At 52.0% G+C, this 24,216-nt stretch carries 16 protein-coding genes; 8 read left to right on the forward strand and 8 right to left on the reverse strand.

Annotation, left to right across the window (positions count from 1 at the left end; genetic code table 11):
• Positions 1-53 precede the first annotated feature (53 nt).
• The 8 genes from EYB48_RS01620 (at position 54) to EYB48_RS01655 (ending at position 14,840) form a co-directional block, all read left to right on the forward strand.
• Entirely contained in the window at positions 54-1,310 is a 1,257-nt protein-coding gene (locus EYB48_RS01620; RefSeq protein WP_328823217.1) for a lipoprotein-releasing ABC transporter permease subunit, read from the forward strand.
• Positions 1,303-2,001, forward strand: a complete 699-nt coding sequence (lolD, locus tag EYB48_RS01625) for a lipoprotein-releasing ABC transporter ATP-binding protein LolD (protein ID WP_162018526.1) — start codon at positions 1,303-1,305, stop codon at positions 1,999-2,001. The genes EYB48_RS01620 and lolD overlap by 8 nt, the downstream gene beginning before the upstream one ends.
• An 8-nt stretch (positions 2,002-2,009) precedes the next feature.
• Positions 2,010-3,311: a hypothetical protein gene (locus EYB48_RS01630; protein ID WP_162018527.1), complete on the forward strand. Its 1,302-nt coding sequence runs from the start codon at positions 2,010-2,012 to the stop codon at positions 3,309-3,311.
• Positions 3,308-4,063: a polysaccharide deacetylase family protein gene (locus EYB48_RS01635; RefSeq protein WP_162018528.1), complete on the forward strand. Its 756-nt coding sequence runs from the start codon at positions 3,308-3,310 to the stop codon at positions 4,061-4,063. Before EYB48_RS01630 ends, EYB48_RS01635 begins: the two co-directional genes overlap by 4 nt.
• A gap of 82 nt (positions 4,064-4,145) precedes the next feature.
• On the forward strand, positions 4,146-6,032 hold the full coding sequence (locus EYB48_RS01640; RefSeq protein ID WP_162018529.1) for an MFS transporter: 1,887 nt from the start codon (positions 4,146-4,148) through the stop codon (positions 6,030-6,032).
• 2 nt (positions 6,033-6,034) lie between these two features.
• The gene (locus EYB48_RS01645; protein WP_162018530.1) at positions 6,035-11,818 is read left to right on the forward strand and encodes an alpha-2-macroglobulin family protein; all 5,784 of its coding nucleotides are present in this window, start codon (positions 6,035-6,037) and stop codon (positions 11,816-11,818) included.
• Between the two features lie 42 nt (positions 11,819-11,860).
• The gene (gene pbpC / locus EYB48_RS01650; RefSeq protein ID WP_408058249.1) at positions 11,861-14,023 is read left to right on the forward strand and encodes a penicillin-binding protein 1C; all 2,163 of its coding nucleotides are present in this window, start codon (positions 11,861-11,863) and stop codon (positions 14,021-14,023) included.
• Positions 14,024-14,189: 166 nt separating this feature from the next.
• A complete protein-coding gene (locus EYB48_RS01655; RefSeq protein ID WP_162018531.1) occupies positions 14,190-14,840 on the forward strand; it encodes a hypothetical protein in 651 nt (216 codons plus the stop codon).
• Positions 14,841-14,935: 95 nt separating this feature from the next.
• Here the strand turns inward: EYB48_RS01655 and EYB48_RS01660 are convergent, their stop codons facing one another.
• The 8 genes from EYB48_RS01660 to EYB48_RS01695 all read right to left on the reverse strand — a co-directional run bounded on the left by EYB48_RS01660 (position 14,936) and on the right by EYB48_RS01695 (position 24,197).
• Positions 14,936-16,489 (reverse strand): DHA2 family efflux MFS transporter permease subunit, encoded by a 1,554-nt coding sequence (locus tag EYB48_RS01660; RefSeq protein WP_162018532.1) that lies wholly within the window; start codon positions 16,487-16,489, stop codon positions 14,936-14,938.
• Positions 16,489-17,703, reverse strand: a complete 1,215-nt coding sequence (locus EYB48_RS01665; protein ID WP_162018533.1) for an HlyD family secretion protein — start codon at positions 17,701-17,703, stop codon at positions 16,489-16,491. The genes EYB48_RS01660 and EYB48_RS01665 overlap by 1 nt, the downstream gene beginning before the upstream one ends.
• 83 nt (positions 17,704-17,786) lie before the next feature.
• Complete coding sequence (locus tag EYB48_RS01670; RefSeq protein ID WP_162018534.1) at positions 17,787-19,217, reverse strand: efflux transporter outer membrane subunit; 1,431 nt, start codon at positions 19,215-19,217, stop codon at positions 17,787-17,789.
• Between the two features lie 22 nt (positions 19,218-19,239).
• A complete protein-coding gene (locus tag EYB48_RS01675; protein ID WP_162018535.1) occupies positions 19,240-19,731 on the reverse strand; it encodes a MarR family winged helix-turn-helix transcriptional regulator in 492 nt (163 codons plus the stop codon).
• 112 nt (positions 19,732-19,843) lie between these two features.
• Positions 19,844-21,574 (reverse strand): PhoH family protein, encoded by a 1,731-nt coding sequence (locus EYB48_RS01680; RefSeq protein ID WP_162018536.1) that lies wholly within the window; start codon positions 21,572-21,574, stop codon positions 19,844-19,846.
• 116 nt (positions 21,575-21,690) lie between these two features.
• Positions 21,691-22,173: a peroxiredoxin gene (locus tag EYB48_RS01685; RefSeq protein WP_202927628.1), complete on the reverse strand. Its 483-nt coding sequence runs from the start codon at positions 22,171-22,173 to the stop codon at positions 21,691-21,693.
• A 36-nt stretch (positions 22,174-22,209) separates the two neighbouring features.
• A complete protein-coding gene (locus tag EYB48_RS01690; protein ID WP_162018538.1) occupies positions 22,210-23,145 on the reverse strand; it encodes a polysaccharide deacetylase family protein in 936 nt (311 codons plus the stop codon).
• An 11-nt stretch (positions 23,146-23,156) separates the two neighbouring features.
• Positions 23,157-24,197 carry a bifunctional UDP-4-keto-pentose/UDP-xylose synthase gene (locus EYB48_RS01695; protein WP_162018539.1) on the reverse strand — a complete coding sequence of 347 codons (1,041 nt, stop codon included), beginning with the start codon at positions 24,195-24,197 and terminating at the stop codon, positions 23,157-23,159.
• Positions 24,198-24,216: the final 19 nt, after the last annotated feature.

Consider the following 24,216-nt stretch of genomic DNA (forward strand, 5'->3'; position numbering starts at 1 on the left):
TGAGTATTGTATGGCAAACTGACGCCACCTTAATTGATAACCCCAGATTTGCAGTGAAAAATCTCTCTTTCGAATGGCTGGTCGGACTACGCTATACCCGGGCCGGTAAACGCAGTGGCCGCAATGGCTTTATTTCCTTTATTTCTATGATTTCCATGTTTGGCATCGGTCTCGGGGTAGCCGCCCTGATCATCGTGCTGTCTGTGATGAATGGTTTTCAAAAAGAAGTACGCGACCGCATGCTGTCCGTAATCGCCCATGTAGAAATTTTTGATGCCACCGGCGCGATCCCTGATTGGGAAAAAACTGCCGCCGAGGTGAAGAAAAATCCCGCAGTGCTGGCCACCGCGCCCTATGTCGATGGACAGTCCATGATTATCCATGACGAGGTAATGCGCGGCGTGATCATCCGAGGTGTATTGCCGGAACTGGAGCCTAAAGTCTCCGAGGTGGCTGACAAAATGAAAAGCGGCCACTGGCAGGATTTACGCTCAGGTGAATTCAATATCATCCTGGGCTCGGCACTGGCTGCCGGTTTGCGGGTGCAAGTCGGCGATAAAGTTACGCTGGCCGCACCGGAAGGGCAGATGACGCCAGCCGGCATGATGCCACGTCTGAAGGCTTATACGGTAGCCGGCATTTTCGAAGCAGGCCATTATGAGTATGACGCTGGCATGGCTTTCATGCACGTCGATGACGCACAAAAGTTTTTCCGCCTCGCCAGCCCATCCGGCTTACGCGTCAAAATCAGAGATATGCTGAAAGCACCGCTGATTGCGCTGGAATTATCACGCAGCCTGACCGGTGACTTGCTGATACGGGACTGGTCGCAACAGAACAAAAACTACTTTGCTGCGGTAAAGACAGAAAAAACCATGATGTTCATCATCCTGACGCTGATCGTGGCGGTGGCTGCATTTAACCTGGTCTCTACGCTGGTCATGACTGTGACGGATAAGCAGGCAGATATCGCGATTTTGCGCACCCTGGGTGCTTCGCCTGCTTCGATCATGAAAATATTTATGATACAGGGCGGTATTACTGGTCTGGTCGGTACCGGGCTCGGCGTCTTATTCGGTGTGCTGGTTGCGCATAATATCGACGTCATCGTGCCGTGGATAGAACATACGATGGGCGTCGCTTTCCTGCCTAAGGAACTGTACTTCATCACCACTTTACCATCCGACCTGCGTACTGCCGATGTGCTGCAAATCAGTGCTATCGCTGTCGTCCTGGCCTTTGTCGCCACCCTTTATCCTAGCTGGCGTGCCGCCCGTGTGAAACCAGCTGAGGCTTTACGTTATGAGTAATCGTTCTATGGAATCCCCAGTCGTGCTGTCCTGCCATCAGTTGAGCAAAAGCTTTAACGAGGGCAGCGATGCAGTTCATGTATTAAGCAATATTTCCTTCGATGTCAGAGCAGGTGAACGGGTCGCGATTATCGGCGCCTCCGGTTCTGGCAAATCCACCCTGTTGCACTTACTGGGTGGGCTGGATACGCCCAATAGCGGCAGTGTGAAATTGCTGGATAAAGAGCTGGCGACACTGAGCGAAGCTGAGCGCGGCCAAATGCGTAATCAGTCGCTGGGTTTTGTGTATCAGTTCCATCATTTGCTGCCTGAGTTTTCTGCACTCGACAATGTCGCCATGCCACTCATGATACGACGCATGCCTCGTGCTGAAGCGCAACAAGCCGCGCAGCGTATATTGGAGCGTGTCGGTCTGGGAGAGCGCGTGAAGCATGTGCCGGGTGAGTTGTCCGGTGGTGAACGGCAGCGGGTGGCGCTGGCGCGTGCGCTGGTGGCGAACCCGGCCTGTGTACTGGCTGATGAACCAACCGGCAACTTGGACAGCGATACCGCGCAAAAGATATTTGCACTGATGCTGGAGTTGTCGCAAACCCTGGGCACTGCTTTTGTCATCGTCACCCATGATGCGGAACTGGCCGGGCGTTGCGACCGGGTTTTACGATTAAACCGGGATGGCTTGCTGCCAGCCTGAACCTATCTATGATGAAGACTCCCAAATATCTGCCTCAATTAGTCTGTGTGCTGGCCACATTGCCAGCTCTGCCTGCTTCTGCAGCCAATGAATTGGTCCTGCAGCTGGAGACTTCGCTGACCCGCGACACCAATCCTTTGCGTTTCACGGATCAGGCAAACACGGACCCTGGCCTTGTCAACTCTGCGCAAAAACAGGCAGATACTGTGGCTGCTGCGGATTTGCGTTTTGGCGCCATCGTCCCAGTGCTGTCCGATCAGACCAGACTGGTGTTGACCGGCTCGCTTGGTAATCGTCACTATAAAAACTACAGTCAGCTGGACCACCAGACTGGCGGTGCAGATCTCGCATTTGACTGGGTTGCGGGACATGCACTGTCGGGGCGCATCAGTGCTGGTAAGTCAAAACGCCTGTTCCAGTACATTAATGGCAGTCTGACTGAGCGTGATTTGTCGCATGAGCAGCGTGCCGGCAGCGATTGGCGACTGAGAATAAATAATGACTTTCTGTTGGCGGCCAGCCTGAGCCGCTCTGGCCTGGATTATGACTTGCCAGTGAATCAGTTATACAACTTCCGTGAACACAGCAAACAAGCGGGTCTCAGGTACACATCCACCACCGGTTCTATGCTGGAAGGCGGGCTGCGCTGGTCGGATACCGAATTCCCACAACGCACTGAGGCACAAATTACCCAACTGGACCGCGCATACAAAGAGCGTGAAGCCTATCTGGATGCTGAATGGAATTACAGCGTTAAAACCGTATTCAGTACCCATCTGGGTTTGATTAAACGTAACTATGAAACCCTGAGCGAGCGCGATACCAATTTGCTCAACACCATAGTCCGTGGCACCTACCTGTATTCACCGCAGCTTCGGTTTGATCTGCAACTGTTTGACCGTCCGTTTTCCATCGTCGATCCTGCCATCCTGTATGTGCAGACTAAGGGGATAAGACTGGACAGTAGCTGGAAATATAGCCCTAAGTTGCAATGGAATGCCTCGGTATTGTGGCAGGATAGTGATCAAAAACTGATACCGCGCTTTGATTCCGGTGCGGCGCTGCAATCGCGTAAAGAAAAACTGCAACGGCTAGGATTCGGCGGCAGCTATCTGATAGACCGTGGTTTCCGCTTATTTTTAGACAGTGCTTATGAACGCACTCAGCGCGAAGCCGATGGCGTGCAGCTAAAGCAGGCCATCATCAAGCTTGGATTTGAATATACCTATGAAAACATCGCCGGTTCCGCAGCACGTATGGGCTTGAACCGCTATCAGCAATTCTACAGTGCGACCGAGGCCACTAAATGAGTGCGATGACGCATTCCTTGGTGCGCAAAGCCAGTCGTTTCGCGGCCAGGCATACGCTGCAGCGCTGGCTGCCACTGCGACACCAACGTGCAGTGATCAGCTTTTCATTTGATGATGTCGCACTCAGTGCCTGCACCACAGGCGCAGCACTGCTGCAGGAATATCAGGCCAGAGCAACGTTTTTTGTCTGCGGCGGGCTGGAGAATCAACTGGAGCAGGGACAGCTTTGCCATCACGGCGCACAACTGCAACAACTGCACAGCGATGGACATGAAGTCGCCTGTCACACTTATTCGCATTTGAATTGCGAGCTACAGCCGCTGTCTGTGCTGCAGACAGACTGGGATAGAAACCGCCAGTATTTGGCAGAACTGGGCATACCAGCCTCGGGCTTTGCTTTTCCGTTTGGTGCCTACGATCTGGGTAGTAAATTTGCGGCGGCACAGCGCTTCAGCTATAGCCGTATCACGGGCGGCGGCATGCAGCAGGGCAGGGCAGATTTGCATGCTTTGCGCGCTCAGGCTTTGTATGCAGACAAAGCAACAGAACAGGAAATTCGCAATTTGATTGCGCAGGCTGTGGAGCAAGGTGCCTGGCTGATTTTCTACTCCCATGAAGTCAGCGATCAGCCTGGCCCCTGGGGTAGCACGCCGGCACAGCTGCGTTTCGCATTGCAGACCGCGCGCGCTGCAGGCTGTGATTTGCTGAACATCCGCGATGCGATTCAAGCCTATCAGGCTTTCCCTGCGTGAAATGGCTGCGGATGTTACAGATATTTACTGTATAAAAAAATAATTAAGTTAAACTTCGATTCTTTCGTAGATAGGATATGTAATGAGTCAACAAAGTCAGTTTGCCCTGATGACACAGCGTCGCTTCGCGCCGTTTTTCTGGACTCAGTTTCTGGGTGCATTTAACGACAATGTATTTAAAACTGCTTTATTGACCATACTGACTTTCGATGCGCTCAGCTGGACCACGCTGGATGTAGGCTTGCTGAATCAGCTGATACCTGGCTTGTTCATCTTGCCGTTTGTGCTGTTTTCTGCGACTTCTGGTCAGTTTGCTGATAAATTTGAAAAAGCCGGACTCGCCAGAAAAGTCAAATTGCTGGAAATCGCCATCATGAGCATGGCTGCATTTGGCTGGATGACGCATAACCTGTGGGTCCTGGTCGCTGCGGTGGCTGGCATGGGCATCCATTCCACTTTATTTGGTCCGGTTAAATACGCTTATCTGCCTCAGCATCTGAAAACCGACGAGCTGGTCGGTGGCAACGGGCTGATAGAAATGGGCACCTTCGTCGGCATCCTGATCGGAGAAATTCTGGGCGCCATGCTGGTGGTGCATCAGCCTTGGGGCGTACAGCTGGTGGCCTTTGGCGCGATTGCGATTGCGGTGCTGGGTTATCTGACCAGCCTGAAAATTCCCGTCTCGCCAGCGCCTGAGCCTGAACTGAAAATTAACTGGAATCCAGTCAGCGAGACCATACGCAATATCAGTTTCAGTAAACAAAATCGCCCGGTCTTCCTGTCTTTACTCGGCAATTCCTGGTTCTGGTTCTACGGTGCGATCGTACTTGCACAGTTCCCGCTGTATGCCAAAAACTATCTGCATGGTGATCACAGCGTATTCGTGTTGTTACTGACGGTATTCTCGTTCGGCATCGGTGCCGGTTCTTTATTGTGTGAAAAATTATCGGGTCATAAGGTAGAGATAGGTCTGGTTCCTTTCGGTGCCATCGGTCTGTCTTTGTTTGGTCTGGATTTGTATTTTTCCAGTGTGTCTTACACCAATACCTTGACGGTTGGCGCGCTGGATTTTGTGCGCCAAACCGGTAGTCTGCGGATATTGGCGGATATCGTTTTGCTCGGTATTTTTGGCGGTCTGTATATCGTGCCGCTGTTTGCATTAATACAGACCCGTTGCGACCCTAAGCATCTGTCGCGCACCATCGCCGGTATGAACATCCTCAATGCGCTGTTCATGGTGGTGGCTTCACTGGCCGCATCCGCCATGCTGCTTAAGGGTTTCACTATTCCGCAAATCTTTATGGCGACCGCTATTCTGAATGCACTGGTTGCCGTTTATATTTTCAGCCTGGTGCCTGAATTCCTGATGCGCTTTATCGCCTGGTTACTGATACACACCGTGTATAAAGTCAGAACCGTGAATGCTGACAGCCTGCCTGCTGAAGGCGCAGGGGTGATGGTCTGTAATCATGTCAGCTATATGGATGCGATCGTGATCGTGGCTTGCAGCCCACGTCCTATCCGCTTCGTGATGGATCACAGAATATTCAAAATACCTTTCCTGTCCTGGGTTTTCCGCACAGCGAAAGCAATTCCGATTGCGCCAGCCAAAGAAGATCCATGGCTGATGGAAAAAGCCTATATCGACATCGCCCAGGCTTTGCATGAAGGTGAGCTGGTCTGTATTTTCCCTGAAGGTAAACTCACAGCGACCGGCGAACTGAATGAGTTCAAGGGCGGTGTCATGAAGATTCTGGAACGCACCCCGGTGCCGGTCTATCCGATGGCCTTACGCGGCCTGTGGGGCAGCTTTTTCTCGCGTGATAAAACCAATCCGTTTGAGCGCGCGTTCAGACGCGGTCCGTTTTCCAAACTGGAACTGATCGTCGGTGATGTGATGTTGCCGACAGAAGTGACACCGGAAGTATTGCAAAAAGAAGTCAAATCCCTGCGCGGTGACTGGAGATAAAAATGAAGAAACATGTCGCTACTTTGTTGACCGGACTTACACTCAGTCTGCTGAGTGCCAGCGGGCTTGCTGCCAGTATTACCAGCTTTTCGCCGCAGGGTGAGATCGCTGGCGTCCGGCAGGTCAGAGCGACATTTTCTGAACCAGCAATCGCCTTTGGCGATCCTAAGGCGGATAAGCCTTTCGATATTCAGTGCAGTGCCGCAGGCAGTGATCGTTGGGCTGATGAAAAAAACTGGATCTATGATTTTAATCAGGATCTGGGTCCGGGCAGTAAGTGCAGTTTTCAGCTCAAGCCAGGATTCAAACTCAAGTCTGGTGCTGCGGTAACAGGCAAGACCCAGTTTCAATTCAATACCGGTGGCCCTTCCGTTAGCCGCGTACTGCCTTACACGGGCAGCGGCATCGAAGAAGATCAGGTCTTTATGCTGTTCCAGACTGGCGCTGCAACTGAGGCTAGCATTAAACAGAATATGTATTGTGAAATTTCCGGTGTACAGGAACGCGTGCCGGTCAAGCTGATCAGTGGTGATGTTCGTAAAAAGTTAGTTGAAAATTTCGCCAAAGGCAGCGTAGCTGAGGCGGTCACGACCCTGCAGTGCCAGCAGAAATTCCCTGCTGAAGCAGATGTGAAACTGGTCTGGGACAAAGGTATAGCGACCACCAGCGGTATAGTCACCTCATCGAAACAGGAATTCAGGTTCAAAGTCAGAAAAGACTTTACTGCCAGCATGTCCTGCCAGCGCGAAAACGCCAACGCAGCGTGTACGCCTATTTTGCCGATACAGTTGTATTTCAGCGAAGGCATCAGTCGCAAACTGGCTGAGAAAATCGTACTGAAAAGTGCGAAAGGCAGCGTCAAGCCTGACTTGCCTAAAGCCGAAGATAATCAACAAATCCAAAGCCTGAGTTTTACCGGTCCTTTCCCGGAAAAGACGGAATTGAGCATAGAGCTGCCATCTGATCTCAAAGATGAAAGCGGACGCGCACTCGCGAATGCGGGGCAATTCCCGAAAAAATTCATGACTGCCGATTTCCCGCCGCTGGCAAAATTTCCTGCCGCGCCTTTTGGTATCGTGGAATTGAATGCGGATGCGACGCTGGCCGTCACGCTGCGCAATGTCGAAAACGAACTTTTGTTGAAGTCAGCCGATGGCAAACAGCCACCGGTCAAGCTCGCGAATTTAAAACTGGCCGAAGATGCATCCATCATCGAGTGGATCGCGAAATTAAATAATTATCACGAAACCAGTATCTACATTAACAAGGAAGCGGTCGAAACCCGCAGCCTGTCCTTGCTCAAAAACGAAGCTAAGGCAGTAAAACTGAATTTACCTTCGGTCGAGAAAAAGAGCGAACGCCCGTTTGAAGTGGTAGGCATTCCTTTCAAAGATCCTGGCTTCTATGTGCTGGAACTGGAATCTCTGAAACTGGGTACTGCTTTGCTGGGCAAAACCGCACCTATGTATGTGCGTACCAGCGCCTTAGTCACCAATCTTGCTGTACATATTAAGACTGGCCGTGAAAATGGCGCAGTCTGGGTCACTCAGCTGGATAACGGCAAAGTTGTTCCCGATGCGGCGATCCAGGTCTCGGACTGCAGCGGCGAACTGCTGTGGAAGGGTAAAACAGATAGCAAAGGTATCGCTATGCTGCCAGCAGGTTTGAATACCCGTTGCGAGGAAAGCAGCGGCCGTGCTGGCAAACGCAAGGTCTCGAAAATTAACGGTTATTTTGTCAGCGCGCGCAAGCAGGATGCGCAAGGCAGAATGGATATGGCATTTGCTTTATCGTCCTGGAACAACGGCATAGAAAGCTTCCGTTTTAATTTGCCGACTGACTTCAGCCCGGCAGCGACGCTCAAGGCACACACCATACTCGATCGCAGCCTGTTCCGCGCTGGTGAGACGGTGTCGATGAAACACGTATTCCGTGCTGAAAACATGAAGGGTATGGCGTTTGCGAGCGATACGGATTTACCTAAGCGTGTCAGGATCATTCATCAGGGTAGTGGTCAGGAGTTTCAGTTCCCGCTGAGCTGGCGCAAAGGTGGCGTGGCGGATAACCGCTTTGCAATTCCTGCTCAGGCCAAGCTCGGTCAATACGATATTTTGCTCGATCATGGCACAGCAAAAACGAATACGACTGAGAATGAAGGCGGTGAAAATGCACCCATGTATGGCAGCCGCACTTATAGTTCGGGCAGCTTCCGGGTCGAGGAATTCCGTTTGCCACTGATGCAGGGCAAGCTGATACCGCCTAAAGGACCACACATCAGCCCGAAAGAATTACCACTCGGTTTGCAGCTGAATTACATCAATGGCGGCGGCGCTGCTTTACCGGTGCAAGTGACCAGTCTGCTCAGAAATAAATTCCTACAATTTTCAGGCTACGAACAATTCACTTTCAATAATGTTGAGACGGAAGAAGATAGCCAAAAAATCGTCGCTAATAAACTGGCCGTCACGCTGGATAAAAACGGCAGCGGTAAAACCGTGATAGGCAGCTTGCCTGCGATTACCCAGCCGCAGGAGTTATTGACCGAAATGACTTACGCCGACCCTAACGGTGAGGTACAGACCATTTCCAATGTGACTGCTTTATGGCCAGCTGGAGTGGTAGTCGGTATTAAGAGTGAAGACTGGGTATCTGCCAAAAATAAAACCCGCTTTATTCTGGTCGCGCTGGATACCGCTGGCAAACCTTTGGCGGATGTGCCTTTGCAAGTCAATGGCACATTGCGTCTGAATAACTCGCACAGAAAACGCATAGTCGGTGGCTTTTACGCCTATGAAAATGCTGAGTCATCTAAAGACTTAGGTCAGCTATGTTCAGGTAAATCGGATCAGCGTGGCTTGCTGCTGTGTGAAATTGAGCTCAAGGAGTCGGGCAATGTTGAGTTACTGGCCAAGGCTAAAGACGCCAGCGGCAAAGTCGCCTCAGCCAAAAGCTCGATCTGGGCGACAGGTAAAGGCGAAGTCTGGTTCGACGGCGAAAATCAGGACAGAATGGATGTGCTGCCTGAGAAAAAACACTATAAGGCCGGTGAAGTCGCTAAATTCCAGGTGCGTATGCCTTTCCGCAGTGCGACCGCACTGGTTGCGATAGAACGTGAAGGCGTGATCGAAACCATCATCGCAGAATTGCGTGGCAGTGATCCCAGTATTTCGGTGCCGATCAAAGCAGAGTATGGCCCGAATGTGTTTGTGTCTGTGCTGGCAGTACGTGGCCGCATGCGTGAAGTGCCCTGGTATTCCTTTTTCAGCTGGGGCTGGAAAGAACCGATCAACTGGTGGCATGAATTCCGTGAATATCAGGCACCGACTGCAACCGTCGATCTGGCTAAACCTGCCTATAAATTCGGCGTCGCTGAAATCCAGGTCGGGACCGAAGGCAATCAGTTAAAAGTCAATGTCAGCGCCGATAAACAGCAATATCCTATCCGTGCCGTGTCTAAGGTGAAGGTCTCAGTCACCTTGCCGGATGGACGGCCAGCCGCAGGTGCTGAGGTCGCCATTGCTGCTGTAGACGAGGCTTTGCTGGAGCTACAGCCTAACGAAAGCTGGAATGTCTTGAGCGCCATGATACAAAGACGCAGCTATGGCATAGAAACCGCAACCGCACAAATGCAGGTCATCGGTAAGCGCCATTATGGCCGCAAAGCGGTCGCTGCAGGTGGTGGCGGCGGCAAGGCGCCGACCCGCGAATTACTCGACACGCTATTGTTATGGAAGCCGGATCTGCTGCTGGATGCCAATGGCCAGGCCAGCATTGAGGTGCCGCTGAATGATGCCTTGACCAGCTTCCGTATCGTCGCGGTCGCCCAGTCAGGTGCCTCGCAGTTCGGAACCGGTACTACCTCGATCAAGGCAACACAGGATTTGCAAATCATTCCTGGTTTGCCGCCCGTGGTCAGGGAAGGCGACAGTTATCAGGCGATGGTCACAGTCCGTAACTCCAGTACACGTGCGATGGAGGTGCTGGTACAAGGGAAAATCCTGAACGCCAATGCGCTGCCGGATCAGAAAATCAAACTGGCCGCCGGTGAATCGCGTGAGCTGAGCTGGACCGTGCAGGCACCAGAGCTGACGGCAGATGTGCTCAGTCAGCAATTGCAATGGGAGTTGTCCGCGAAAGAAACGGCGCCACCACAAGGACAGGCTGCAGTGGCGGATGCGATCAAATGGAGCCAGAAATTGCTGCCAGCTACACCAGTGACGGTGCAGCAGGCGACGATGCTGCAACTGGATCGCAGCATGAGTTTGCCGGTTGCACAGCCTGCCGACAGTCTGCCTGGCCGCGGTGGCTTGCAATTACATCTGTTGCCGAGTTTGCTCAATAGCGGTGAAGGCTTGAAACGTTATTTTGAAAGCTATCCATACAGCTGTCTGGAACAAAAAACCTCGAAAGCGATCGGTCTGCACGACAATGCGATGTGGCAGAAGATCGTGAACGATTTGCCAGCTTATCTGGATGCTGATGGGCTTGCTTACTACTATCCACCCTCAGACAGTGCTGCGCGGCTGGGTAGCGATACCCTGACCAGCTATCTGATTTCTGTTACCCACGAAGCAGGTCTGAATCTGCCGGACAGCGCAAGACAAAAAATGCTGGCCGCTTTGTCTGCGTTCGTGGAAGGCAAAATCACGCGTGATTTCTGGTCGCCACGCAAAGATCTGGAAACCCGCAAGCTGGCAGCACTGGAAGCCCTGTCACGCTATGGCATGGTACAGCCGCGTATGCTGGGTTCCATACAGATCACCCCAAATCTGTGGACGACCAGCGCCATTCTCGATTGGTATGCGATCCTGAAACGTACTGCAGCGATCCCGAATCGTGATGCAGCCTTGAAAGAGGCAGATCAGATTCTGCGCAGCCGCCTGAATTACCAGGGAACACGCCTGGGCTTTTCGACAGAAAAAGACGATTACTGGTGGTGGCTGATGAGTAATACCGACGTCAACGCCAATCGCCTGCTACTGACGATGATAGACAATCCAGCCTGGAAAGACGACTTGCCTAAATTAGTCAACGGCAGCATACAGCGTCAACACAATGGCGTCTGGATGACCACGAATGCCAATGTCTGGGGCTTGCTGGCACTGGAAAAATTCGCACGTCAGTTTGAAACAGAAAAAGTGGCTGGTACATCCAAAGCCATGCTGTTGCAAACTGCCACAGCGACTCCGGTTCCGCCACAAAGCTTTAACTGGCCAGTCAGTGGCGGTGGCAAGCTGAATCTGCCTTGGCCAGCTAAAGCTGCTGCGGATGACAAGCTGAGTCTGAGCCACGAAGGCAAAGGCAAGCCTTGGATAGTGCTGCAAAGTCTGGCTGCAGTACCTTTAAAGACGGCATTCTCCAGTGGCTATCGCATCAAAAAAACCATCACGCCGTTAGAGCAAAAAGACAGCAAGCTGATGCAGCGCGGTGATGTATTCCGCATTACGCTGGAAATCGATGCGCAGACCGATATGACCTGGGTGGCCTTGACTGATCCGGTACCAGCGGGAGCCAGCGTGCTGGGCTCAGGCTTAGGTCGTGATTCTGCCATCGCTGCCAAAGACGATAGTAATGAGCAGGGTGGTGCCTGGCTGGCTTATGAAGAGCGTAGTTTTGAGGCCTATCGTGCGTATTACCAGTTTGTTCCGAAAGGCAAATTTGTGAAGTCTTACACCATACGTCTGAATAATGCAGGCCAGTTTAAGCTGCCACCGACGCGGGTAGAGGCGATGTATGCGCCTGAGATGTTTGGTGAATCACCTAACGCTGCAATACAGGTGAAATAAGACGTGAGATTTGCGTTATGGCGGCAAGCGGCGCTTGTCTGTATCTGTAGTCATCTATCTAGTCTGCTGCCATATGCCGTCAATCCGGCATATGGCAACGAGCTCAGCGATTTTGCGCGCTTCAAAGCGGCCTCTTTGTCTTCAGATGCAACGCTATACGATAGAAATGGCCAGGTTTTACAGCGTCTGCGGGTCGATATGCAGGAACGCAAGCTGGCCTGGGTCCGGCTGGAGGATATCTCTCCCGCCGTCAGAAATGCGCTGATCGCCTCGGAAGATAAGCGCTTTTATGCGCACTCGGGCGTAGACTGGAGCGCTGTTGCTGCATCGGCCTGGGGGAATCTGTGGAATACCCGCACCCGGGGTGCATCCACCATTACCATGCAATTAGCTGGCTTACTGGAGCAGGATTTACGCCGCAAAGCTGGCAGCCGTAGTCTGGCACAGAAAGTGAATCAGGCCTGGGTCGCGCAAACACTGGAACGTAACTGGAAAAAAGATCAGATACTGGAAGCTTATCTGAATCTGGTGCCATTTCGCGGCGAACTGGTTGGTATTCATGCGCTGTCTCAAGTCATGTTTCAGAAGCATCCCAGCGGACTCGACTATATCGAAGCCGCAATCGCCGTAGCCTTACTGCGCGGACCGAATGCAACTGAAGCCAAAGTCACTGAGCGTGCCTGTCTGATTTTGCGTGAACAAAAACAGCCAGGCTTATGCAGTAATCTTGAAGGCCAGATCAGGCTCGCATTTGCTCAGCTGAGTCGTGGGCTTGCGGTAGCAGGTAACTTCAGCAACGAAACGGCTGTCGCCAATCTGGCGCCACATTTTGCGCGTAAGGTCTTAAGTCTGCAGCAGCGCGAATTCCACTCCAGTTTGTCGCGTCCTTTACAGGTTTATGCACGGGACAGCCTGGTCCGACATTTGTCAGCGCTGGTCGAGCGCAATGTCGAGGATGGCGCGGTGCTGGTGCTCGATAATGCGACCGGAGAAATCCTGGCCTGGGTTGGCTCCAGTGGCCAGTTATCGGATGCCAGTCAGGTCGATGGGGTGCAGGCTTTGCGGCAGGCAGGATCAACGCTGAAGCCATTTTTATTTGAAATGGCGATAGAAAACCGTTTGATTACGGCCGCCTCGGTGCTGGATGATACGCCAGTCAATCTGAGTACCAGCAATGGGCTGTACATCCCGCAGAATTACGATAAGCATTTCAAGGGCCTGGTCAGTGCGCGTACTGCATTGGCCTCTTCACTGAATATACCGGCAGTGCGCTTACTGGTATCGCTGCAGCCGGAAGCTTTTTTCCAGCGTTTGCGTGCGCTGGGCATGGATTTGCGTGAATCCGGAAATTACTATGGCTATAGCCTGGCATTGGGCAGTGCCGACATCAGCCTGCTACAGCTGACCAATGCCTATCGTACGCTGGCTAATCAAGGCAGCTATACACCGGTCAAATGGTCAGTCGCTGAGCAGGGGACTGCGGCTAAACAAGTGATGCAGGCTGGTGCCAGCTACATCGTCAGCGATATCCTGAGCGACCGGGCCGCACGCGCTGTGACTTTTGGACTGGAGAATGCACTGTCTACCCGGATCTGGACCGCAGTCAAAACCGGTACCTCCAAGGATATGCGTGACAACTGGTGTATCGGCTATTCTGACCGCTATACGGTCGGCGTCTGGGTCGGCAATGCATCCGGCGCACCGATGTGGGATGTGTCCGGTGTGACCGGTGCGGCACCCGTGTGGCAGGACGTCATGCATTATCTGCACCGCTCACGCCCACAGCGCGCCATTGCGCCACCCAATGGCCTGGTCAGACAAACGATACGCTATGACAATGCGCTGGAAGCAGAGCGCAGCGAATGGTTTTTAGCGGGCACTGCGCAAAGCCAGATACAGTTAGGTACATCAAACCAGATACAGCCACACATCCTGTATCCCAAAGCAGGCATGATCGCCGCACTGGACCCCGATATCCCGCTCGAACGCCAGCGCATACGCATCGCCGCTTATAGTGAGCGTGGCATGCTGGTATTGGATGGTAAAAAGCTGACTGCCAGCCTGAATCCGAAAAAAGAACTGAGCTACGACTGGTTCCCCTTCCCGGGGCGACATATGTTGAGCCTGCTCGATGCAGAAGGCCATCTGCAGGACCAGATTGTGTTTGAAGTGCGTGGCGCGCAAATGAAGGCGCCAAGCCGCTGATGTTATCTATGGCTTATCTACGCAGCTTACACTTTCATTAATGACCGGCATATCAGGGATTAATCTGCGCCACCATCGGTGTTATGGAAGGAGTCCCGCTGCTTTGTTCTGAATGACGCAGCTTTTTTTGAGTATGGTTATTGCCTCAAATCAATGGAGACAACTCATGAAACGCAGCAGCTTTATCTTTGTTTTATCCCTCTTTTCTTTGTTTACACTTCATGCAAAGGCGGAAGACGCTGATCCGCTCTGGATGAAGGTCATTGCACAAAATAATCTGATCAAGAAATGGGTACCGAAAAATGTTGAGCAAACATTGGTGATCACCAAATCAGGTGAGGAATCAAAAACGATACAAATAAAGAAGCAATATGAAAAATGGGATAAAGGGGCGCCTGTCTATAAATTGCTGAATATCGAACCGGCCTTGCCTGCCGGTGCTAAACCTCCGCTATTCGATATGGCACAAATGTTTGCAACTGAAGCTGAGCCAGAGGTGTTTTCAGCAAAAGCGAAAGTCAAACGCAGCGATGGACAAACCTTGAATGGTAAGAGCGTGGTGGTGTTTGAGACCAGCCAGGCACAGTCCAAGGTCAGATTATGGGTTGATGCAATCAATGGCGCTATCTATCAGCGCTTGCTGGAGATTTCAGTTCCGCTTACTTTCGAAGGCAGTATGCTGACTGAGTATGTGCGCAGTGCGGAGGGGAATCCGGTGATCAGAAAATCTGAAACCGATTTATCCGTTCTGATTCCGTTCAAAAAAGCCAAAATGAAAAGTACAGATCAGTATTCAGACTGGTTTGAACATCTGTAAAGCCAGGGACATCTGCATGCGGAATAGAGCAATACAGGGAGTGTCAGCTCCCGTACGGCTCTATCCGGAACATTATGAGATAAATGAGCTGGGGGCTAGTGCGCACCGCCCGCATCGACCGGCGCCGAAGATTTTTTCGGTCTGGTGAGCCAGACAAAACCGATCAACACCAGAAAAATCATCGCTGCCATATAAAATATATCGGTGGCAGCCATGGTGCTTGCTTGCACGCTGATGCTACGGTCTAGCACTGCATAAGCAGCCTGATCCGGCAATCCCGCTTGCTGCATGGTTTGCATATTTTGCACAAATGCAGGTGAGGCATAGCCGGTGGCCTCGGTCAGTCTGGCATGGTGCAGGGTGCTGCGGTCATCCCACATGGTGGTCATGATGGAAGCTCCCATGCCGCCGCACATAATCCTGACAAAATTGGACAGCCCCGATGCCGCTGGAATTTTTTCCGGCGCCTGACCTGACAAAATGATAGAGGTCAGCGGAATAAAGAACATAGACATAGCCGCACCTTGTATCAGGGTAGGGATTAGCAAGCTCACGGTATCGACCTCGGTATTGAAGCGTGCACGCATAAAGAACACCAGCGCAAAACCGAGGAAGGCAAGCGAGGCGATGCGGCGTGCATCCACCTTAGGCAGGATCTTGCCTATGATGGGTGACAAGATAATCGCAAACACACCAACCGGCGCCATCACTTTACCGGCTTCGGTCGCGGTATAGCCCAGCTGAGTCTGCAACCACAAAGGCATGATCACCAGGCTGCCAAAGAACAGGCCATAGCCAACTGAAATCGCAAGTACGCCGGCGGAGAAATTTCTGCCTTTGAACAGCGAGAGATCGACCACAGGATGATCCTGACCGTTTTCCCAAACAATGAAATAGATCAGACCAACGACAGCAGTCACGGTCAGCAAAATAATCTCGCCGGAATTAAACCAGTCCAGTTCCTTTCCTTTATCCAGCATCAGCTGCAGGGCACCAACCCAGATCACCAGCAGTGCCAGACCGATTTTATCTATCGGAATAGCGCGCGTGACGGATTCCCGTTTGGCATAGATGGACCAGGTGGCCCAGGCGGTAAAGAGTCCGACCGGAATATTGATATAAAAAATCCAGGGCCAGGAATAATTGTCTGAAATCCAGCCCCCCAGCAAGGGACCCATAATCGGTGCTACCAGCGTCGTCATGCCCCATAGCGCTAGCGCCATTGAGCTTTTTGCAGGCGGATAACTACCCAGCAGCAGTGCCTGGGATAAGGGGATCATGGGGCCTGCGACTGCGCCTTGCAAGATACGCGCGGCAATCAGTGTTTCTATATTCGGTGCCATGCCACATAGCCAGGATGACAGTACGAACAACAGGATGGATGCCATAAACAGCCTGACCTGACCGAACTGCATGGTCAGCCAGCCTGTCAGCGGTACCGAAATCGCATTCGCCACCGCGAATGAGGTAATGACCCAGGTACCCTGTTGCGGCGAGACGCCGAGGTTACCGGAAATGGCTGGAATCGAGACATTCGCAATCGATGAGTCCAGCACATTCATAAACACCGCCAGTGACAGTGCCAGCGTGCCCATGGCCAGCTGACTACCTTGCAAAGGCGGATGCGGAATACGGGCAGCTGCGCTCATTACTTCGCCTTCGCGCTATGAGATGGCAGATTGGCCTGGATGATGTCGGCGATGCGGCGATCGGCATCCTGTGCGCTTTGTTCAAAGACGCGGGTCTGGAATGCCGGAATGCTGCGTGCAGCCGGAGCGGCATTCAATGCCTGTCCTTGTTGTTGTGAGATATCGACCTTGACCTGCATAGAGACGCCTACGCGCAAAGGATGGGCGGCCAGTTCTTTCGGGTCCAGAGAAATTCTCACTGGGATACGTTGTACCACTTTGATCCAGTTGCCGGTCGCATTTTGTGCTGGCAATAAAGCGAAGGCGGAACCTGTGCCTGCCGATACACCCATGACCTTGCCGTGAAATTCCACGTCGCTGCCATACACATCAGAATGCAGGATCACGTCCTGACCGATGCGCATTTTAGCCAGTTGTACTTCTTTGAAATTGGCATCCACCCACAGACTGTTCAGCGGGACGATGGACAGTAAAGGACTGCCGGCTGCGACGCGTTGGCCGATCTGCACCGCACGCTTGGCGACATAACCGGAAATCGGCGCTGGCAAGCTGGTGCGGCTTTCAGCAATCATCGTTTCTTTCAGACGCGCGGCGGCCCGCAGCACGTTAGGATGCTGTTCTATGCTGGTGTTTTCGGTCAATACTTTATTGGAAGCAAGCTGCTCTTTGGCAGTGTTCAATGCTGCTTCGCTTTGTTTGACTGCATTGCGTGCGTGTTCGATTTCTTCCAAAGAAACCGCGCCGCTGTTACCTGCTGCCATGCGACGTGCTAAGTCCGATTTGGCACGTTCCAGTTCCACATTACGCATATCTGCCATTGCTTGCAGGCTGTTGTTATTGGCAAAGGTCAGGCGAACTTCTCTGACAGTTTGCGCCAGTTGAGCTGCAGCCTGAGTGCTGCCGACTTTCGCATCAGTATTATCGAGTGCAATCAGGGTTTTGCCAGCGTCCACCAGATCGGTGTCATCAGCATGGATCGCAACCACGGTACCGGCGACCTGCGAAGTCAGCTGCACCAGATTACCCGCCGCATAGGCATCTTCGGTATGTTCAAAATTCTTCAGCACGGTCAGCCAGTAATAGCCGTAAGCTGCAGCGGCGATCAGCAGGATGAGGCTGATGATGATGAGCCGGGTTTTACGTTTGGCCGGTGCAGCTTCTGGTGCGATAGTCGCATTCTGTGTGTTTGCTGCGTCTTTATTTGTGGTGTTCATGAGGTTCTGAATTAAAGTTTAATTTGGCCGTTGGCTTGTGCTAACAGCGATTACTTGAATTATTCGTTTGAGTCTGGCTGAATTTACTGCTGGGTTGCCGGGTAAGTACCACCAAGTGCTTTGATCAGGTTCACACGTGCATCAAGCTGGCGGGCACTGAGTTCAGCCATGTTTTTTTGCTGGCTGATGAGCGCTAATTCGGCACTGATTACTGGCAGACGGTTGCTGGTGCCGATCTCAAAACGCTGGCGGTTTATAGTCAGCACTTGTTGTGCAGCCTGCTGCGCCTGTTCCTGTTGAGTGATTTGCAGTGCGGTACTTTGCAGAGTCTGCAACTGTTCCGCTGCGTCCTTGAGTGCATTCAGCACGGCCTGGTTGTACTGTAAAACTGCGCTGTCAGTATCTGCCACTTTGCCCGTTAACTGCGCGCGCAGCCTGCCACCTTCGAACAGCGGCAGATGGATGGCCGGGCCTGCGCCTATGATGGCGCTGTCGGACTTGAGTAATTTATCCAGACCCAGACTGGATAAACCTGTAAAGCCGACCAGATTGATATTCGGATAAAAACGATTTTTCGCGAGTTCCACTTCGCCCCGCATTGCCTCTATGCGCCATTTTGCCGCGATGATTTCAGGCTTACTGCTAATCAGATCAAGTGGCAATTCGGAAGGTAAATGAAAATCCGCTTTGTGGAGCGCAGCAGGTGTTGCAATGCTGGCGGCATATTCCGGTGTTTGTCCTGCCAGCAGCGCCAGTTGCAGCTTGGTCTGCGCGATGGCTTCACGCCAGTTAAGCGCTTCCGCTTGCAGGTTGGCGACCGAAACCAGATTTTGTTGTGACTCAGAGCGGTTATCCAAACCGGCTTTCAGACGTTGCTGACTCAGGCTATCCCAGTCTTTTCTGAGTTTCAGCTGCTGCTCAGTGAGTGTGAGTTGGGCTGCTTGCTTTTGCAATTGCACCCATTGCCTTGCGATCGCATTGGAGAGCAGCAATTTGGCACTCTCGGTTTCAGCTCTGGCCGCCTGTTCGGTGGACAGACCTACACGCGACTGGGCCTGATGTTTGCCCCAGAAGTCGAGTTCATAACTCAGATTTACCGTCATCTGGTTGTTCGACTCAGAACTGCCAGCTAAAGGTGGCGGCACCATGCCATTCTTAGTGAAACGCTGATAGGTACTTTCGGCGTTGCCGGTCAGACTAATCTGACGGTCTGCGGCTAACTGATCCTGTAAAGCCCTGGCATTCGCTATACGTGTGGCAGCAAGCTGTACGCCTGGATTATCCTTGAGTGCAGTTTGTATCAACTGGCTCAGCTGAGCGCCGCCCAATTCCTCACTCCAGCTGGCATCCGGCCAGCGCACAGAGTCAGCCTTACCTGACTGGGTGACTTTGAGTTCTGTCGCCTGCTCTTTAATACCTGAGAAATCAGCGCAAGCGGATAACAGCAGCGCTGCGCTCAGGCTGGTCGCGATCAGACTGAGTCTGGCCGGACTGATTTTGAAAGTTTGCTTCATAGAATTAATGATGTGTGGATTATTAATTGCCTGAGCAATTAATTTGGTAGGTATCAAGTTTGTCTCGGTTAGCGAGTAATTTGCGTAGCAGGCATTTCAGAAAGCCCAGCTCTTCCTGCGTGAAGCCAGTCAGCGCCACATCCATCACGGCGCGGTAGACCGGTGGCAGTTGCACTGCAAGTTGTTTGCCTGCCTCAGTCAGCTCCAGCCGGAACAGGCGCTTGTCGGATAGATCTGCAACCCGCGCTATCCAGCCTTTTTCAGCCATTTTATCCAGCGTGCGCTTCATGGCAGCCGAGTCGATGAACAGGTCGCGTGCCAGCTCGGCCGCAGTTGAGCATTTCTGCATATGCAGCATCATGAACACGCTACCCTGAGCATGGGTGACGCCCAGCTGATTTAAGGCTTCGTCGATAGAGCGCGAAACCATGGTGCGTGAACGTGCCAGTAAATAGCCTATGCTATCTTCGATCTGGGTTACGTCGAACTGCAAAGGAGTGGGGGTTTCGTGCATATTTCCTCAAGTAAATTCATTGCCTAGGCAATAGTATAGTGCATCTGAAAATTTTCTGCAGGGCATAAAAAAAGCACCGCGTACGGTGCTTTTTAAACAGAGTGGAAATCGCTCAGAGTATTTCACTGGCATGATCGGCCAGCCTGGAGCGTTCCCCCCGGGCCAGCGTGACATGACCGCTATGTGCCCAGCCTTTGAAACGATCTACGACATACGTCAAACCGCTGGAACCTTCGGTCAGGTAAGGTGTATCGATCTGCGCGATATTGCCGAGGCAGACGATTTTAGTGCCAGGGCCGGCACGGGTGACCAGCGTCTTAACCTGTTTCGGCGTCAGATTCTGGGCTTCATCAATAATCAGGAACTTATTGACGAAAGTACGGCCACGCATGAAGTTAAGCGATTTGATCTTAATCTTGGAGCGGATCAGATCCTGAGTCGCAGCGCGACCCCAGTCGCCGGCATCGTTATCGGATTTATTCAATACTTCCAGATTGTCGTCAAATGCGCCCATCCAAGGTGACATTTTCTCTTCTTCCGTACCAGGCAAGAAGCCGATATCTTCACCTACCGGTACCGTCACACGGGTCACGATGATCTCGTTATAGGTCTTGGTTTCCAATACCTGCGCCAGGCCAGAAGCCAGTGCCAGTAAGGTTTTGCCGGTACCAGCCTGACCCAGCAGGGTAACGAAATCGCATTCCGGATCCATCAGCAGATTCAGTGCGAAATTCTGTTCACGGTTGCGAGAGGTGACACCCCATACGCTATGTTTCACATGTCCATAATCACGCAGGGTTTGCAAGACTGCGGTTTTGCCATTGATCTGTCTGACCTGACCATAGAAAGAGGCTTCACCATTCTTGGGTTCCAGATAGACAAACTGATTGACCAGCAGGCTGGGAATCACAGGGCCGGTAATGCGGTAGAAGGTGGTGCTGATACCGTTTTTATTTTCCTGCCAGGTTTCTATGCCTTTGCCATGTTTATTCCAGAAATCGTCAGGTAACTGCACGATGCCTGTGTACAGCAGATCTGAGTCTTCCAGTACATGATCGTTGAAGTAATCTTCAGCGGGTAAGCCCATGGCACGCGCTTTAATGCGCATGTTGATGTCTTTGGACACCAGTACGATAGGGCGTCCAGGGAATTCTTTTTCCAGTGCCTGCACGACACCCAGTATCTGATTATCCGCTTTGCCTTGTGGCAGGCCGCGTGGCAAATCGATATTCTGTAATTTGGTCTGGAAGTAGAGGTGGCCACCTGCATCCTTATTGCCGAGCTTAGACAGCGGGATACCGCGCTCGATTGCGTCATGGCTAATGTCTGCCACCAGGCCATCTAAAGTACGTGAAACCTGTCGTGCATTGCGCGCGACTTCAGACATGCCTTTTTTATGATCGTCCAGCTCTTCCAGCGTGATCATAGGCAGGTAGACATCATGTTCCTCAAAGCGGAACAGGCAAGTTGGGTCATGCATGAGCACATTGGTATCGAGCACGAACATTTTGCTGATACCGGATTTATCGGCCGCGCGGCTGATGCCGGATTTCGCCTTGTTTTGCGGATTTTTTGCTTTGACCGCAGCCACCTGTTGGGTCGCTTCACGCGCGTTCTGCGCAGGTGCTGCCGCTACCGCAGACGGTGTCGGGTTAGCAACTGGTTTAGCTGCGGCCGCTGGTTTCGCGGCTGGCTTTTTAGCAACAGCTTCAGTTTTAAATACGGGTTTTTCCTTCTCGACAGCGACTTTTGCTGTTTTGCCTGTTATCGCCTTCTCTGCGGTCGGATAGTCCTTAGGCGAGAGCAGGGCAGCTGGTTTTGTCGGCATTTTGGGCAATGGCATGAAAACCTCAATCAAAAAGTGAGAGCAGAAAAAATCAAAGCCACAGCGGCAAGCTCCTGTTGCTTCAGGGGCTTAGCCGTTGTGGCTTGAATAGATGAGAAAGCGAAGGAGTTCAATTAATTAGGGGCACTCACAAATTTAAGTACTTCATCGACGTGACCTGCAACTTTCACGCCTCTCCATTCTTTCACCAACTTACCTGTTGCGTCAATCACAAATGTGCTGCGTTCGACACCACGCACCTGTTTGCCATACATGTTTTTGAGCTTCATCACATTAAACATGGTACACAGTGCTTCGTCAGGATCGGAGATCAATTCGAACGGTAAGGCGAGTTTGTTTTTGAAGCCTTCGTGTGAACGCAGGCTGTCACGGCTGATGCCGAATACAACTGCGTTCTGCGCTTCAAATTCGGCATGCAGATCACGGAAAGCGATGCTCTCCGTGGTGCAGCCCGGGGTATTGTCTTTCGGGTAAAAATACAGCACCAGGGTTTTTCCACTGTAGTCATTCAGGTCAAAGGGCTTCTGACCTGTCATGGCGGCGCTAAAGTGGGGAACCTGGCAATTTAGTGCAGAGGGGGTGTCAGCCACTGTCATCTCCTGAGTAATTGAAGGGAGACTGTTGCTGCCACCTCAGATGACAGCGACCAGATCTCCGGAACGTCCTGGTAAGCTTGCCCAAGTTAAGGGCTTAATTGGTAGTGCGTCTGCGTTCAGAGCGGTATAGTAATCCGCCATCGATATGCAACGGTATCCCAGCTGCTTCCAGCCAGTTAGCAATTGCTCGAATATGGGGGCAAGTTTCTGCCCTTCAAGCTCGGCATGCAAAGTAAATACATGGTCGCGTTGATCGCGGCACAAATCCAGAATAAATGCGGCGATAGTTGAAGTCGTGATTTCCTGACCATTAATTTCACGACCCAGCAATTCATCCAGCGTAGGCAAAGTAGTCGGCATCTGTATGCATTGCTGCAGCTTGCCATTCACTTGTAGCCGGTAAGGGCCAGCGTTCGGGTCAGTCAGGCTACCATCCTCATTGAGCATTGCTCTGCCATCGGAGGCATACTGCATACCGAATGCATCGAGTTTATCGAATGCATGCGGATTCATTTGCCAGCCTGCCGCACCATGTGTACGTGGCACAGTGCCAAAAACGGAGCTGAAACGTGCATGCGCCGCATCCAGCTGACGCTCGGTCCAGGCACGGTCTTTGGTTCTGACATTATCCTGCCACACCACATGATCCCAAGTGTGGATGCCGCACTCAAAACCTGCCTGTTGAACTGCGCGCATTTCAGTGACACAGGCACCGATATCGGGTGCTGGTAAAAAGACCCCATACATCAGGGTCTTGATGCCGTAATGTTCGAGCACGGAAGTGCGCGACACTTTTTGGAAAAAACCAGGCCGGAAAGCGCGCCTTAAGGCCCAGCCGGTATGGTCTTTACCCAGTGAGAACAGGAACGTGGCGCCGGCCTGATGCTGGCTCAGCAGACGTACCAGATTCGGTACGCCTTCTTTAGTGCCGCGATAGGTGTCTACATCAATTTTGAGTACGATATTTGGCATGCGTTGCTGCATCAGTCCATCAATGCGCGGGCTTCCGCAACCTGGGAACGGTATGCGTCAAAAATGTTACGCATGGTGTCCTGCATGGTTGTCACTGGCTTCCAGCCCAGCTCTTCACAGGTGTTGGTGATTTTCGGCACGCGGTTTTGCACGTCCTGATAGCCTTTACCGTAGTAAGCAGCCGAAGTGGTTTCGGTCAGCTGTACTTTTTTCGCGGTTTCAGCGTATTCAGGATATTCAGCAGCCAGATCCAGCATCATGTGCGCCAGTTCGCGGATAGAATAGTTGTTAGTCGGATTGCCGATGTTATAGATCTTACCGCTGGCAACACCGTCTTTATTGGCGATGATACGCATCAGCGCATCAATACCGTCGTCGATGTAAGTGAACGCACGTTTTTGCGCGCCGCCATCGACCAGGGAGATATTCTCGCCGCGTACGATATGACCAAAGAATTGCGTCACTACGCGTGAGCTGCCTTCTTTTGGTGTATGGATGTTATCCAGGCCGGCGCCGATCCAGTTGAAAGGACGGAACAGGGTGAAGTTCAGGCCTTCCATGCCATAGCCCCAGATCACGCGATCCATCAGCTGTTTGGCGCAAGAGTAAATCCAGCGTGGTTTGTTGATCGGGCCGCAGATCAGTTCAGATTCTTCCGGGTCAAATTCTTCATCGTGGCACATGCCATACACTTCGGAAGTGGATGGGAATACCAGATGCTTACCGTATTTAGCTGCAGAACGTACGATAGGCAGGTTGGCTTCAAAGTCCAGTTCAAACACGCGCAAAGGCTGTTTGACGTAAGTGGAAGGGGTTGCGATTGCGACCAAAGGCAAAATGACGTCGCATTTTTTAACGTGATATTCAACCCATTCTTTATTGATGGTGATGTCACCTTCAAAAAAGTGCATACGCGGGTGATTGATCAAGTCGCCCAGACGTTCGGTCTGCATATCCATGCCGTAGACTTCCCAGTCTGTCGTTTCGAGGATGCGCTTGGACAGATGGTGACCGATAAAACCGTTCACACCGAGAATGAGGACTTTTTTCATAATGGTTTCTTCTTTAAAA

Source organism: Cognatundibacterium crateris (genome assembly GCF_010078235.1).
Classification (GTDB): domain Bacteria; phylum Pseudomonadota; class Gammaproteobacteria; order Burkholderiales; family Burkholderiaceae_D; genus Undibacterium; species Undibacterium crateris.

Coding starts and splice junctions, on each gene's coding strand:
- EYB48_RS01645 (WP_162018530.1), top strand. CDS start 6,035: ATGAAGAAACATGTCGCTACTTTGTTGACCGGACTTACACTCAGTCTG.
- EYB48_RS01675 (WP_162018535.1), bottom strand. CDS start 19,731: ATGCACGAAACCCCCACTCCTTTGCAGTTCGACGTAACCCAGATCGAA.
- EYB48_RS01685 (WP_202927628.1), bottom strand. CDS start 22,173: ATGACAGTGGCTGACACCCCCTCTGCACTAAATTGCCAGGTTCCCCAC.
- EYB48_RS01665 (WP_162018533.1), bottom strand. CDS start 17,703: ATGAACACCACAAATAAAGACGCAGCAAACACACAGAATGCGACTATC.
- EYB48_RS01655 (WP_162018531.1), top strand. CDS start 14,190: ATGAAACGCAGCAGCTTTATCTTTGTTTTATCCCTCTTTTCTTTGTTT.
- EYB48_RS01630 (WP_162018527.1), top strand. CDS start 2,010: ATGATGAAGACTCCCAAATATCTGCCTCAATTAGTCTGTGTGCTGGCC.
- EYB48_RS01695 (WP_162018539.1), bottom strand. CDS start 24,197: ATGAAAAAAGTCCTCATTCTCGGTGTGAACGGTTTTATCGGTCACCAT.
- EYB48_RS01680 (WP_162018536.1), bottom strand. CDS start 21,574: ATGCCATTGCCCAAAATGCCGACAAAACCAGCTGCCCTGCTCTCGCCT.
- EYB48_RS01635 (WP_162018528.1), top strand. CDS start 3,308: ATGAGTGCGATGACGCATTCCTTGGTGCGCAAAGCCAGTCGTTTCGCG.
- EYB48_RS01690 (WP_162018538.1), bottom strand. CDS start 23,145: ATGCCAAATATCGTACTCAAAATTGATGTAGACACCTATCGCGGCACT.
- EYB48_RS01670 (WP_162018534.1), bottom strand. CDS start 19,217: ATGAAGCAAACTTTCAAAATCAGTCCGGCCAGACTCAGTCTGATCGCG.
- EYB48_RS01640 (WP_162018529.1), top strand. CDS start 4,146: ATGAGTCAACAAAGTCAGTTTGCCCTGATGACACAGCGTCGCTTCGCG.
- EYB48_RS01660 (WP_162018532.1), bottom strand. CDS start 16,489: ATGAGCGCAGCTGCCCGTATTCCGCATCCGCCTTTGCAAGGTAGTCAG.
- lolD (WP_162018526.1), top strand. CDS start 1,303: ATGAGTAATCGTTCTATGGAATCCCCAGTCGTGCTGTCCTGCCATCAG.